Annotated in this window: 14 protein-coding genes; 9 read left to right on the top strand and 5 right to left on the bottom strand. The window is 42.8% G+C overall.

Going from position 1 to position 12,857, the window contains the following annotated elements; genetic code table 11:
* Window positions 1-77 precede the first annotated feature (77 nt).
* The 5 genes from OFN67_RS01285 to OFN67_RS01265 all read right to left on the bottom strand — a co-directional run bounded on the left by OFN67_RS01285 (window position 78) and on the right by OFN67_RS01265 (window position 4,089).
* Complete coding sequence (locus OFN67_RS01285; protein WP_270868225.1) at window positions 78-422, bottom strand: hypothetical protein; 345 nt, start codon at window positions 420-422, stop codon at window positions 78-80.
* Window positions 423-469: 47 nt separating this feature from the next.
* On the bottom strand, window positions 470-1,066 hold the full coding sequence (locus OFN67_RS01280) for a hypothetical protein (RefSeq protein ID WP_270873927.1): 597 nt from the start codon (window positions 1,064-1,066) through the stop codon (window positions 470-472).
* 348 nt (window positions 1,067-1,414) lie between these two features.
* Window positions 1,415-2,329 carry a cysteine synthase A gene (gene cysK / locus OFN67_RS01275; RefSeq protein ID WP_270864410.1) on the bottom strand — a complete coding sequence of 305 codons (915 nt, stop codon included), beginning with the start codon at window positions 2,327-2,329 and terminating at the stop codon, window positions 1,415-1,417.
* Between the two features lie 44 nt (window positions 2,330-2,373).
* Window positions 2,374-2,787, bottom strand: a complete 414-nt coding sequence (locus OFN67_RS01270) for an RrF2 family transcriptional regulator (RefSeq protein WP_270858939.1) — start codon at window positions 2,785-2,787, stop codon at window positions 2,374-2,376.
* A gap of 9 nt (window positions 2,788-2,796) precedes the next feature.
* Window positions 2,797-4,089: an O-acetylhomoserine aminocarboxypropyltransferase/cysteine synthase family protein gene (locus OFN67_RS01265; RefSeq protein ID WP_270873926.1), complete on the bottom strand. Its 1,293-nt coding sequence runs from the start codon at window positions 4,087-4,089 to the stop codon at window positions 2,797-2,799.
* A gap of 202 nt (window positions 4,090-4,291) precedes the next feature.
* Here OFN67_RS01265 and OFN67_RS01260 point away from each other — a divergent pair, with 202 nt between their 5' ends.
* The 9 genes from OFN67_RS01260 (at window position 4,292) to OFN67_RS01220 (ending at window position 12,849) form a co-directional block, all read left to right on the top strand.
* Window positions 4,292-4,624, top strand: a complete 333-nt coding sequence (locus OFN67_RS01260) for a hypothetical protein (RefSeq protein WP_270868228.1) — start codon at window positions 4,292-4,294, stop codon at window positions 4,622-4,624.
* Between the two features lie 120 nt (window positions 4,625-4,744).
* The gene (locus OFN67_RS01255) at window positions 4,745-5,458 is read left to right on the top strand and encodes an SIR2 family NAD-dependent protein deacylase (RefSeq protein ID WP_270868229.1); all 714 of its coding nucleotides are present in this window, start codon (window positions 4,745-4,747) and stop codon (window positions 5,456-5,458) included.
* Window positions 5,439-6,059 carry an HAD family hydrolase gene (locus tag OFN67_RS01250; protein WP_270868230.1) on the top strand — a complete coding sequence of 207 codons (621 nt, stop codon included), beginning with the start codon at window positions 5,439-5,441 and terminating at the stop codon, window positions 6,057-6,059. The genes OFN67_RS01255 and OFN67_RS01250 overlap by 20 nt, the downstream gene beginning before the upstream one ends.
* 60 nt (window positions 6,060-6,119) lie before the next feature.
* Window positions 6,120-7,022: a polyprenyl synthetase family protein gene (locus OFN67_RS01245; protein WP_270868231.1), complete on the top strand. Its 903-nt coding sequence runs from the start codon at window positions 6,120-6,122 to the stop codon at window positions 7,020-7,022.
* Entirely contained in the window at window positions 7,022-8,329 is a 1,308-nt protein-coding gene (hemA, locus tag OFN67_RS01240) for a glutamyl-tRNA reductase (protein ID WP_270868232.1), read from the top strand. The genes OFN67_RS01245 and hemA overlap by 1 nt, the downstream gene beginning before the upstream one ends.
* Window positions 8,319-10,028: a proline--tRNA ligase gene (locus OFN67_RS01235; protein ID WP_270868233.1), complete on the top strand. Its 1,710-nt coding sequence runs from the start codon at window positions 8,319-8,321 to the stop codon at window positions 10,026-10,028. The genes hemA and OFN67_RS01235 overlap by 11 nt, the downstream gene beginning before the upstream one ends.
* A gap of 24 nt (window positions 10,029-10,052) precedes the next feature.
* A complete protein-coding gene (locus OFN67_RS01230) occupies window positions 10,053-10,844 on the top strand; it encodes a DUF3298 and DUF4163 domain-containing protein (RefSeq protein WP_270868234.1) in 792 nt (263 codons plus the stop codon).
* Window positions 10,845-10,913: 69 nt separating this feature from the next.
* Window positions 10,914-11,894: an agmatine deiminase family protein gene (locus OFN67_RS01225; RefSeq protein WP_270868235.1), complete on the top strand. Its 981-nt coding sequence runs from the start codon at window positions 10,914-10,916 to the stop codon at window positions 11,892-11,894.
* Window positions 11,895-11,910: 16 nt separating this feature from the next.
* The gene (locus tag OFN67_RS01220) at window positions 11,911-12,849 is read left to right on the top strand and encodes a carbon-nitrogen hydrolase (RefSeq protein WP_270868236.1); all 939 of its coding nucleotides are present in this window, start codon (window positions 11,911-11,913) and stop codon (window positions 12,847-12,849) included.
* The last annotated feature ends 8 nt before the right edge of the window (window positions 12,850-12,857 follow it).

The following is a 12,857-nucleotide window of genomic DNA, read 5'->3' as shown; positions in this document are numbered from 1 at the left end:
GAAAGTTAAATTTTAAATGACTTTAAATCCATAAAATAGCTTAAAAATGATTTTGGTTTGTGGTATAAATTTAACTATCAAAAGTTGTAATAAATCAAAATCAATATTAACCCTAAATTCAAGCATATAAGCCCAACATATAATAATAGATAAGCAGTAAAAATAATGAAAATACTCATTAAATATAGTATGCTTTTAATCCAAAATTTAAATGTCTGAAAAAAATTATCTTTATTTTTACTTTTAACCCTCTTTATAATTTTTTGAATTTCTCTTTTAATTTCATCAAAATCAATAATTCCAAAACAAAAAAAATTTTTAACACTGATTTGAAAATGGAAAAATGCACGACCTAGAATTAACAGTGAAATTGCACATAAAAATATTCCTAATTTTCCTAAAAATACAGCTATTTCGCTCATTCTACTATTTGTTTCCTTTTCATATTTTAAAATTTAAGCCAGATAGCCTACCTCCACACGCCTCTGGCGCGCACTTCGCCACTTATGCAAATTCCATTTCGCATGACGCAGTTATTTTGGGAGCTCTTAGCTCTTTGTGTGGTGAGGTGCTGTGGCACGGGCGCAGGTTTGGCGACTCTGTTTTGTTCATGCGCGCCAAAGCGGCGCCCTCGGTGCTCCTCGTAGCGTGGCGGCAGTGGTCTGCGTCGTAGATTGCCCTCCTCTATGATAGTGATACCATTGCCGAAATGCTGTTCGTAGCGGTATCTTGGCGGGTGATTTACATAGATCTTTTTTTCTGGTTGGATTATGATTATGTTTTGTTCGCTCTCTTTTTTAGGTTCTGGGACAGGCTCTGGCTTTGGCAGGGCTTGCAAATCAAAATTTTGCGCGAGCCTAGTCGTATCATAACCGCCAAAACCGGTTATATTTTTTAGCTGATTTTCATCTGTGATTTCGCGCGATTTGCGGTAGTTTATGAGCATGTCCGCCCTGCCCGCATCAAGCCCGCCAATGGTCATTAGCTCGTATCTAGTCGCGTCGTTTATGTTGATTTTGCCCCACAAAGAAGCGCACAAAAATAAAAAAACAAAAAGCTTTTTCATAACTTTCCTTTTTTATGAAATTTAGCCAAATTCTAGCGCAAATTTTGATAATAATGTGTAAATTTATGGAATTTCAATTTCGCAAATTTAGCGTTTGGAATTTTAAACTCGTAGATTGCCACGCTCGTTACACTCGCTCGCAATGACAAATTAAACAAATTTACTCGCTAGTGTCATTGCGAGAATTTGCGTAGCAAATTCGAAGCAATCTACGAATTTAAAATTTCGGCGCAGTGTTTTGGCAAAAATTTATAGAATTTTATAAATTTTGCAAATTTAGCGTTTGGAATTTTTCGTAGTAAAAAGCAAATTTGCGAATTACAAAATTCGCAAATTTGAAATTAAATTTTATTTGAATAAATCGGTAGAAAGGTATCTCTCGCCGGTGTCATTTAGCGTGGTTACGATGATTTTGCCACGATTTTCGAAGCGATTGGCGATGATGTTTGCCGCATAGACATTTGCGCCGCTTGAAATGCCCACTAGCAAGCCCTCTTTTTGCGCCAAAGTCTTTGCAGTATCGAAAGCTGCGCCATTTGCGACCGCGATATACTCATCGATTATGTCTAAATTTAGGTTTTTCGGTATGAAATTTGCGCCGATTCCTTGTATTTTGTGGCTTCCAGCGCACCCTCTACTAGCTAGTGGCGACGAATCAGGCTCGACCGCGATTACCTTTAAATCAGGGTTTTGCTCTTTGAGATATTTCGCCGTCCCGCTTAGCGTGCCTCCCGTGCCAAATCCAGCGACTAAGATATCGACTTTGCCGTCTGTATCGCGCCAAATCTCAGGGCCAGTGCTCTCGTAGTGGGCTTGTGGGTTGGCAGGGTTGTCAAACTGGCTTGGGATAAAGGAATTTGGGTTTTCCTCGGCTAGTTCGTTTGCCTTATCCACGGCACCTTTCATACCAAATTGCGGATCTGTGAGCACGATTTTCGCACCAAAAGCCGCGATTAGCTTTTGTCTTTCGATACTCATCGAACTTGGCATTGTTAGGATTAGTTTTAGCCCCATTTTCGCAGCTACCATGGCTAGTCCTACGCCCGTATTTCCGCTAGTTGGCTCGATTAGGATAGTGTCTTTGTTGATGAGATTTTGCACGAAGGCGACCTTGATGATATTCCACGCGATACGATCTTTGACCGAGTGGCTTGGGTTTAGAAACTCAGCTTTTGCAAGTATTGTCGCGTTTTTTGAAAAGGTATTAATCCTAACTAACGGAGTGTTGCCGATTAGATCTGTTACATCGTTTGCTATTTTCATTTTTTTCCTTTTTTTATCGTTGTGAAACTGCGCGTAGCCTCAAATCAAATACTAAAATCCAAAAATTTAGTGCTTTCTTCCTTGTATTCTTCAAATTTGCTAATTGATTTGTTGAAAATTTCTAGCAGTTTTTCATCATACTCTTTGAAAAAAAACTCTAAATTTGGGTTTAATAGCTTCAAATTCGTAAGCTTAAAGTCCTTCTCCATAGCCTTGAAAACATCGGCAAATGTGATATCCTCAATATCACGCGAGAGATAATATCCGCCGTTTTTGCCCTTTATGCTCTCGATCAATCCACCGCCTCTAAGGCCATTTAAAATTTGCTCCAAATAGTTTTTGGAAACCAAAATTCTATCTGAAATTTCGCTAATGCTAATCGGCGAAATTTCGCTAGCTTTGGCGATTTCTAAAATCGCCATTAAACCATAAACGCCTTTTGTAGATAAAAGTGCCATATATTCCCCTTATTTAGTCGCTTTTTCGATTGCGTTTTTTAAATCATTAATCAAATCGTCAGTGTCTTCTAGCCCCACGCTAAGTCTTATTAAGCCAGGAGTAATCCCTGCGCTTAAAAGTTCCTCGTCGCTTGATTGCGAGTGAGTTGAGCTAGCTGGGTGAGTGATGACGGATTTGCTATCGCCGATATTTACGACAACGGCGAAAATTTTCACCTCTCGCATGATATCATCAGCTACTTTTCTGCTTCCAGCATCAAAGCACAAAAGCCCGCTACATAGCCCCTCGGTGAAATTTTCACTCACAAATTTATTTAGTGGTGAGCTTTTTAGTCCTGGGTAATTTACGCTTTTTATAGCTGGGTGAGATTCTAAAAATTCAGCGATTTTTTGCGTTTTGCGAGAGTGTTCTTTGACCCTCACGCTTAGGGTTTCAAGCCCCTGAATCAACTGCCACGCGCTAAATGGGCTCATCGTCGCACCGATATCGCGAAGCAAACCAAGGCGAATTCGAAGCGTGAAAATGTCGAAATTTTCTACCAAATCTGTATAAACTAGCCCATGATAGCTCTCATCAGGCTCGTTGAAATCAGCGTATCGTGGATTAGCTAGGATTTTTTTGTTTGTGCTAGCCCCGCTTACGACAGCACCTGCGATGGTTAGCCCTTGACCGCTGATATACTTACTCGCGCTATGCACGACGATATCGGCGCCTTTTTTGATAGGATTAAACAGCACTGGCGTGGCGACTGTGTTATCCACAATGCTGATAATGCCGTATTTATCGGCGATTTCGATGATTTTATAAAAATTTGGAATTGCCACTTGCGGATTTGAAAGCGTTTCGAAGAAAATCGCCTTTGTTCTCTCATCAATCAAGCTTTCTAAATCGTCCGCGCTGTCTGCGTCGAACATACGCGTCTCAATGCCAAATTTTTTAAGCGTATGAAGCATTAAATTCGAAGTTCCGCCATAGACTTTTTGCGCCATGATGATATTATCGCCCGCACTTGCGACATTTGCGACCGCATAAAACGAAGCGGCTTGACCGCTAGCAGTGCCAATCGCCGCAACTCCGCCCTCTAATGCTGCAATGCGCGCCTCGAAAATATCGACCGTTGGGTTATTCAAGCGCGTATAAATGGGACCAAGGCTTTGCAATGCAAATCTAGCTGCCGCCTCCTCGCTCGTGCCAAAGTCAAACGCTGTGGTTAGATAGATCGGCACCGCCATTGCACCGCAGCCCTCTTTTGAGCTGTATCCTGCGTGGGTTGCTAGTGTTTCGAAGTTAAATTCCGCCATCTCTCCTCCTTAATTTTTAAAATTTTAAAGAGATTATAACACTTATTTACAAACAAGTCAATAGAGAAAATATATTTTATAAATTCCCTATTTAAAGTGTTTTGAAAAAAATATAGTTTTAATAATATATAGGAAAAATATGTAAAATAAAAAATAAAGCTAAATTTGGTATAATCGCACTTTTGATTTCAAAGGATAAAATTTGAGCCAAATAAATGAAAAAAGCGATCGTATCAAATACATCCGCGCCTTAGAACGCTTCGCAAAATCGGCAATTTCGATTTTGAAACGAGATGATTTTGACGAGAATTTATTTAAAATTCGCGTAATAAAAAACTACGAAGTTTTAAAAAAAGTAGAAGCTGTTTATCTAGATCAGCCCTACACGAAATCGCTCGAAAACTTCGTGAAATCGGTCCTAGCGCACAAGGGCAAAGACGAGCTGATAAAAGAGGCAAATTTGCTAGAAAAACTCAAAAATTCAAAAACTTACAAAAAAGAGAAGCACAAGGGCAAATTTAGCGATGACTTTTAAGTAAAATTAGCGCGCAAAGCGCGTCACTACTAGCGTCGGCCTGGTGGGGGCGTGGGGGCGGGCGGCCATCGCAACTCTGAGCGCCGCCCCCGCAAAAAAATAAAATTTATGGAGTAAAAAATGAAAAAAGTATTGATTTTAAGCGGGGCTGGGCTGAGTGCGGCTAGCGGGCTTCGCACATTTAGGGAGAGTGGCGGATTATGGGAGCAATACAGCGTGGCAGAGGTTTGCTCGGTGCCTGGGTTTTTAAAAGATAGAGCGAAGGTGCTTAAATTTTACGATGAGCGCAGAGCGCAATTAGCGGGTTGCGAGCCAAATTTAGCCCACTACACAATCGCAAAATTAAAAAAAGAATTTGGAGAAAAAATCGTCGTGCAAACTCAAAATGTCGATGATCTGCTAGAACGCGCTGGGTGTGATGGTGTAATTCATTTGCACGGATTTTTGCCCGAAATTCGCTGTGAGGCGTGCGGACATGTCCAAAATATCGGCTACGCGCCAATAAATGGGCAAATTTGTGAAAAATGTAAAAGCTCTAAAATGCGCCACAATATCGTTATGTTTGGCGAGCAAGCCCCGCACTACGCCGATTTATACGAGGCGCTGCAAGAGTGCGAAATGTTCGTCTGTATCGGCACGAGCGGGGAGGTGCTCGATGTAGCAGGCTATACAAGATACTTTAAAATCAGCGTTTTAAACAACCTTGACGCCTCGCGAATCGATAAATTTTTCGATAAATGTTACACCGAAAGTGCAGTAACCGCCGCGCCAAAATGGGAGAGCGATATTAGAAAATTTTTGCAAGGCGAGGCGCATGAAAACGATAATCTTTGATATGGACGGCACGCTACTTGATAGCAAAAAGGCCATTTGCGAGAGTATAAATTTCACTAGAAACCGCCTTGATCTCGCACCTTTGGAGCATGATTACATAATGAGCGTGATAAACGATCCTGCGCAAAACCCCTTTATCGCGCTATATGGCACACAGAGCGTGAGCGCGGAGCTAGGGGCTGAATTTATGGCTGTGTATATGGGGAATTACCGCAAATTCGCCCTGCCATATCCTGGGATTTTGGATTTGCTAAAAAAATGCAAAAACGCTGGCTTTTTCGTCGCCCTAGCCTCGAATGCTCCACAAGTTAGCCTTGCTAGCATAGCCGAATTTACGGGGCTAAGCGAGTTTTTTGACTTTATCGTGGGCGAGAGCGAGAGAGTGCCACACAAACCAGATCCCGCTATGATTTTAGAAGTTTTAAAAAATAGCAAATTTAAAAAAGCGATTTTTTTAGGCGATAGCAAAAAGGACGAATTCGCCGCCAAAAGGGCAAATATCCAGTATCTGCAAGTAAGCTGGGGCATGGGTGAGTTTAGAGAGGGCGTAAAAAACGCAAAAACGCCAGAGCAAGCGTGGGAGATTATCGATAAATTCTAGCTTGGATTAAATTTAATTTTGCTATAATCGCTAAATTTTTTATCAAAAAAGAAAGAAATAATGGACAAAATCGATCAAATTATGCAAAATTTCATCGCTAGTTGCGGATACAGCGTGGCTAGCGAAATGTTTTTGACTCTTAGTTCAGGCAAAAAACTGCGCTCAAAACTGCTTTTAAATATCGCAGGCCAGAGCGAAGAGAGCCTAAGACTATGCGCTATTACCGAGCTTATTCAGGCTGCTAGCCTGCTTCACGATGATGTCATCGACGAAAGCGTAATGCGCCGCGGCAAGCCCTCAATCAACGCAACCCAGGGCTCTAAAAACGCCGTTATGCTCGGCGATATACTCTACTCCAAAGCTTACAGCGAGCTTTGCAAATTTCCTGCTTTCATCGCTACTTCTCTAAGCTCGGCTGTCACCAAACTCGCAATCGGCGAAATGATGGATGTAAAAATGTCGCAAAATTTCAACTCTGATGCTCAAAAATACACCCAAATGATTTATTACAAAACCGCCGTTTTCATCGAGGAAGTGGCAAGAAGTGCGGCGTATTTGAAATTTGGCGAGGGTGCGGAGGTAGAAAAATTTGGCGAATATGGCAAAAATTTAGGCCTTGCCTTTCAAATAATCGATGATATTTTGGATATCACGCAATCGAGCGAAGTATTAGGAAAGCCAAATTTAGGGGATTTCAAAGAGGGTAAAACTACGCTAGCGTATATTTATCTATACGAGAATTTGAACGAAAATGATAAAGACAAACTAAAATCACTTTTCAAAAAAGAGCTAAACGAGGACGAAATTTCGTGGCTTAGGGCAAAATTTAGCGAGCATAAAATCATTGAGCGTTGCATAAATGAAGCGAAATTTTTAGGCACTAGCGCAATAGAAGCGATAAAAGATTTCAAAAACGAAAAACTTATACAAATCGCTGAAAATATGATAAATAGGGAGTTTTAATGGCTTATATGAGTGTGAGTTTTACTCACAAAAACACAGATATTACAGTGCGTGAAAAGCTATCTTTCACAAACGATGTGCGAAAAAAAGAAATTTTACGACTTTTGTGCTCGAACGCGAGTATCAAAGAGTGCATGGTGCTAAATACCTGTAACCGCGTGGAAATTTTCGCTAGTGTAAGCGATTATGAGGCTGCGTCGAAATTTACCCTGCTTGCGCTATCTCGCGTCAGTGGCGTGGGGCTAGACGAGCTAGAAACCAGGGCTGATTTATACGATGATGATGGCGCGATTCATCATCTTTTTTCGGTCGCGAGCTCGCTCGATAGCCTAGTTGTCGGCGAAACGCAAATCGTAGGCCAGCTAAAAGATGCGTATAAATTTGCGCTTGAAAACAACAACACAGGCGAGGATATCAAAAGCGCAATCGACGCTTCGCTAAAATGCGCCGCTAGCGTGCGCACAAAAACCGAAATTTCCAAAAACCCAGTATCTGTTTCAAGCGTGGCAGTATCCATGGCAAAGGAAAAATTAGGCTCGCTTCAAGGCGAGGAAGCCATAGTGTGCGGTGCTGGCGAGATGAGCGAGCTAGCGTGCAAACACCTGCTCGCAAGTGGCGCGAAGATTACAATTTTAAACCGAAATTTAAAAAACGCCGAAAATTTAGCCAAAAGCCTAGGGGAAGGCGTGAAATTTGATAGCTTAGAAAATCTAAAAAAATATGTCAATATCAATAGACTATTTTTCAGCGCGACAAGCTCCGCTACGCCAATAATCACCGATGAAATCATTGAAGCCAAAAATTTCAAACGCTACTTTTTTGATATCGCCGTCCCGCGCGACATAGAGCTAAGCCAAAGCGAGGATATCGTCGTATATAGCGTCGATGATTTAGAAGAAATCGTCAAAAACAACCTAATCTTGCGCGAGGAGCAGGCTCACAACGCCTATGCGATCATCGGGGCGCAAACTAGCGAGTTTTTCGATAGCCAAAACGCCAAAGCAGCCACCCCACTCATCAAAGCCCTACGCGCCAAAGCCCGTGAGGTTTCCGAAATCGAGTTAGAAAAAGCTATCAAAAAGGGCTATTTAAAAAACAGCGACAAAGAAGAAGCAAGAAAGCTAATTCACCAAGTTTTCAAATCATTTTTGCACACACCAACGACAAATTTGAAAAATTTAAAGAGCAAGGACGAGATTGATTTCGCGACAAATTCGTTAAATGAAATTTTCGCCCTTAAAGAAAATTACGAAAAATTTTTAGACTACGAAAATAGCAAAACAATGGAGAATAAAAATGAAATTTAGCAAACTTTTTGCACCGACATTTAAAGAAGCACCAAAAGACGCCATTTTGCCAAGCCATATTTTCTTGCTTAGGGCAGGATTTATCGAGCAGTTAGGCAGCGGACTTTATAATTTTATGCCGTTAGGAAAAATGGTTTTAAACAAAATCACGCAAATCGTGCGCGAAGAGATGAATAATGCAGGCGCGCAAGAGATCGCATTTAGCGTGGTTACACCAGCTGATGCGTGGAAAGCAAGTGGCAGGTATAACAAATACGGCAAAGAGCTTTTGCGCCTAAAAGACCGCAAAGAAAACGACTTCGTCCTAAGCCCGACAAACGAGGAAAGCGCCGTGCTAATGGTAGCCAATAAAATCACCAGCTACAAGCAACTTCCACTTCATATCTACCAAATAAACACCAAATTTAGAGATGAGGCTAGACCGCGCTTTGGGTTACTTCGTGGGCGCGAATTTACTATGAAAGACGGATATAGTTTCCATGCAAATGAGGCTGATTTGAAGCGCGAATTTGATCTCATGGAGCAAACATACACCAAAATTTTCACCCGTCTTGGGCTAAATTTCCGTGCCGTAGAAGCCGATAGTGGCGCAATCGGCGGAAGTGGAAGCAAGGAATTTATGGTGCTAGCAGATAACGGCGAGGACGATATTTTGGTCTGCAAAAACTGCTCTTATGCTGCTAATATCGAAGCAGCGCACCGCGCTAAACGCACAGCCCCTTGCGAAGCGCCAGAAACCGAAGGCATGATGAAATTTCACACGCCAGGCACCAAAACAATCGAGAGTGTGGCTGAATTTTTCAAAGTGGATAAATTTTTTACAATCAAAGCCGTGATGAAAAAGGCAATCTACGAAGATAGCGCAAAAATCGTGGTTTTCTTTGTTAGAGGCGATGATGATTTGCAAGAGACAAAGGCGCAAAACGCTTGTGGCGCGCTAGAACTAATCGACGCAGATGAGAGCGAAGTGCGCGAAGCTGGGCTTGTGCCAGGGTTTTGCGGGCCATTTGGACTGCCAAGAGATATTGATTTTTACATAGACGCTGAGCTTGAAAACGAGCGCGAAATGATAGCTGGGGCAAACGAAGAAAACTACCATTTAATCGGTTGTGCGGTTACGAATTTTAACAAAACTCGCTTCAAAGACTTAACCGAGGTCAAAGCTGGGGATAAATGCCCGTGCTGCGGGGGCGAACTGCGCGTCACAAAGGGCATTGAAGTAGGACACATTTTCCAGCTAGGACAGAGATATTCAGACCCTATGGGGGCGAAATTTTTAGACGAAAACGGCAAAACACAGCCATTTTTCATGGGTTGCTATGGTATCGGCGTGAGCCGCCTAGTCGCAGTCGCAGTCGAGTCTAGCCACGATGAGAAGGGTTGTGTGTGGTCAAAAGAGCTATCGCCTTTTGCGCTGGAAATCATCATTTCAAATGCAAAAGATGAAAATATCGTCAATTTTGCGACCGAACTTTACGAGAAATGCCGAAATTTAGGTATTAACGCTCTGCTTGATGATAGAAATGAGCGATTTGGTGTTAAGATGAACGATTACGAGCTTATGGGCTTTCCATACGCCCTGCTAGTCGGCAAAGGCCTAGCTAACGGCGAAGTAGAGTTTATCGAGCGCAAAAATCTAGAAAAACAAAGCATTAGCGTGGATAAAATTTTGGATTTGATTAAAGAAAAATTGGCGTAAATTTTGTAAATTTAAAGGAAAAAAATGAAAAAACTTGCCACAATTGCGCTGTTTGCGCTGTTTTCTTACGCGCAGATTAACCCTCAGTCCCAGGAGCTGTATTCAGACGATGCGCACAGCTACACCCTAGTTCAAACCGGCAACGAAAATTTAGACATTTTGCTAAAAAACCGCCTGTTTGGGATTTGCGAGGGTGAGAGTATCGACGAGAGATGCGCGCTTTTGCTAAAAAGCCTGGACGCGAAAAAATACGCCACAAGTTTAGTAGAACAATCCAAAGCCCAAGCCGATAAAGAAATGGCTCAAAATGGCGATTTGGACTTTCATAGCGAATTTAGCGCCGAGCAAAGCTTCGTCTCTCAAATCGGCAACCTAGCCCAAATCAAGCAGTTTTCATACTCGTATTCTGGCGGAGCGCACGGCATGGAGCACACGAGCTATATCATCTACGATTTAGTCGCAGACAAAAAAATCGACATTACAAATGTCCTAATCGGCGCGGTTAGCGTGGAGCCCCTATACAAGGAGATTTTCAAGGGTTACAAAGATATGCTTCGCGCAGATATCATAGCCTCGCAGCCAAACTGCGACAAAGCCTGCCAAGAGCGCGATATTACGGAGTTTATCAAGACATTTTGGGTTGATAATCTGCCAGAAGATATCGTTTTTAAAAGCGAATTTTACTTCGCCAAAGAAGGCGTGGCGTTTGTCTTCGCGCCGTATTTCATCGCGCCGTATGCTATGGGCGAGCCCGAAATCATCGTGCCTTACGAAAATTTAAAAGGCATTTTCAAAGAGGAATTTTTAAAATTTTAACAAATTTAGCGTAAAATTTTACGCTAAATTTTACATAAAATTCAACGCAAATTTAATTTTGGAGAGAAAATGAGAGCATTTGCAGAGTGGGAAAATCAAAACGCACTTTTAGTTTCACTACCTCACGAGGACAGCGACTGGGCGCCGTATTTGGGCGAGATTAGTAGTGCTTATACGCACTTTATCCGCGCTGTGGCGCAGTTTCAGCCAGTCGTGGCTATCGCACCGCGCAAAGAAATTTTTGAGAAAATCTGTGGCGAAATAGACGAAAAATTCGCCGTTAATTTCGTGCAAATCCCTACAAATGACACTTGGATACGCGATTATGGCGCGATTGATGTCGAAAATGAGGGCAAGGTAGAGGCGCTAAATTTCACCTTCAACGCTTGGGGTGGGAAATTTGCGAGCGAAAAGGACAACGCACTAAATGCCACGCTTTATGAAATTTGGGGCAAAGCGCTGCGCAATGTCGATTTGATTTTAGAGGGCGGAAGTGTCGAATTTAACGGCGCTGGCGTGCTAATGACGACCGAGGAGTGCTTGCTAAATGACAACCGAAACGCCCTTAGCAAAGAAATTTTAGAGCAAAAGCTAGGCGAAATTTTTGGGCTAAAAAAAATAATCTGGCTTAAAGGCGGATTTATTCAGGGCGATGATACAGACTGTCATATCGACACACTGGCTAGATTTGCGGGCGAAAATCTCGTTGCCGTGGCTTCATGCGATGATTCTAACGACACACACTACCCTGCCCTGCGCTCGCTAAAAGAGCAGATTTTAGCGCATGGATTCGAGGTCATCGAACTTCCGCTTCCAGCGCCGATTTTTTACGAAAATAGGCGTTTGGGGGCGACTTATGCGAATTTCGTATTTGTAAATGGCGGTCTTATCGTGCCTACTTATGGCGATAAAAACGACGAAATCGCACTATCGCGATTAGCAAATGCTTGCCCAGGGCGCAAGGTTGTTGGCGTAGATGCGCGGGTTTTTATCCGTCAAAACGGCTCGCTTCACTGCTCGTGTATGAATAAATTTAGCGATAAAATTTAAAATTTAAAGGCAAAAAATGAAAAATTTAAAAGTAGGACTAATCTCACACAAATTTTACGGCACCAAATCAGCCACGATAGCGCGCACCAAGGAGCTTATCGCAAAGGCGGCGCAAAAAGGGGCGAATTTAATCGTGCTTCAAGAACTCCACCAAACTCACTATTTTTGTCAGCGCGAAAACACCGAAAATTTCGACTATGCGACAAATTTCGAAGACGATGTGAAATTTTGGGGCAGTATCGCCAAAGAATTTGGCGTGGTGCTTGTGGCTTCACTTTTTGAGCGCAGGAGTGCTGGGCTGTATCACAACACGGCTGTGGTTTTCGAGCGCGACGGCAAAGTGCTTGGCAAATACCGCAAAATGCATATCCCAGACGATCCTAATTTTTATGAAAAATTCTATTTCACGCCCGGCGATATGGGCTTTGAGCCGATTGATACGAGCGTGGGAAGGCTCGGCGTGCTGGTGTGCTGGGATCAGTGGTATCCTGAGGCTGCGCGCGCAATGGCACTTCGTGGGGCGCAGGTGCTAATCTATCCGACTGCGATTGGCTGGTTTATGGGAGATGAAAGCTCGGAGCGAGAGCGACAGCTAGAAGCGTGGGTCGCTGTGCAAAGAGGACATAGCGTGGCAAACTCACTGCCTGTGATCGCCGTAAATCGCGTGGGATTTGAGAGTGCGAAGCTTAGCGAAATTTCGCCAAATGTAGTTTTGGGAAATACTGCGCCCGAAATGACATGCGATGAGAGCGCAGAGGGGATTAAATTTTGGGGCAATAGCTTCGTTTTTGGAGCGCAGGGCGAAGAGCTATTTCGCGCAGATAGCGAAAGCGAGCTTTGCGAGGTCGTGGAGATTGATATGCAAAGGTGCGAAAATGTGCGCAGGTGGTGGCCGTTTTTACGCGATCGCCGAATTGAGAGCTACGGCTCGCTTCTAAAAAGATTTGATGATTAAAATTTTAA

Source organism: Campylobacter sp. JMF_11 EL3 (assembly GCF_027736965.1).
GTDB lineage: Bacteria > Campylobacterota > Campylobacteria > Campylobacterales > Campylobacteraceae > Campylobacter_B.
The sequence above is the reverse complement of the archived record's forward strand: the minus strand, read 5'-3'. Positions and strand labels throughout refer to the sequence as shown.

Bases quoted from the DNA above. Each gene is read 5' to 3' on its own strand.
- hemA (WP_270868232.1), top strand. From the start codon at position 7,022: ATGGCTTATATGAGTGTGAGTTTTACTCACAAAAACACAGATATTACA.
- OFN67_RS01265 (WP_270873926.1), bottom strand. From the start codon at position 4,089: ATGGCGGAATTTAACTTCGAAACACTAGCAACCCACGCAGGATACAGC.
- OFN67_RS01230 (WP_270868234.1), top strand. From the start codon at position 10,053: ATGAAAAAACTTGCCACAATTGCGCTGTTTGCGCTGTTTTCTTACGCG.
- OFN67_RS01270 (WP_270858939.1), bottom strand. From the start codon at position 2,787: ATGGCACTTTTATCTACAAAAGGCGTTTATGGTTTAATGGCGATTTTA.
- cysK (WP_270864410.1), bottom strand. From the start codon at position 2,329: ATGAAAATAGCAAACGATGTAACAGATCTAATCGGCAACACTCCGTTA.
- OFN67_RS01285 (WP_270868225.1), bottom strand. From the start codon at position 422: ATGAGCGAAATAGCTGTATTTTTAGGAAAATTAGGAATATTTTTATGT.
- OFN67_RS01220 (WP_270868236.1), top strand. From the start codon at position 11,911: ATGAAAAATTTAAAAGTAGGACTAATCTCACACAAATTTTACGGCACC.
- OFN67_RS01245 (WP_270868231.1), top strand. From the start codon at position 6,120: ATGGACAAAATCGATCAAATTATGCAAAATTTCATCGCTAGTTGCGGA.
- OFN67_RS01235 (WP_270868233.1), top strand. From the start codon at position 8,319: ATGAAATTTAGCAAACTTTTTGCACCGACATTTAAAGAAGCACCAAAA.
- OFN67_RS01255 (WP_270868229.1), top strand. From the start codon at position 4,745: ATGAAAAAAGTATTGATTTTAAGCGGGGCTGGGCTGAGTGCGGCTAGC.
- OFN67_RS01250 (WP_270868230.1), top strand. From the start codon at position 5,439: ATGAAAACGATAATCTTTGATATGGACGGCACGCTACTTGATAGCAAA.
- OFN67_RS01280 (WP_270873927.1), bottom strand. From the start codon at position 1,066: ATGAAAAAGCTTTTTGTTTTTTTATTTTTGTGCGCTTCTTTGTGGGGC.
- OFN67_RS01225 (WP_270868235.1), top strand. From the start codon at position 10,914: ATGAGAGCATTTGCAGAGTGGGAAAATCAAAACGCACTTTTAGTTTCA.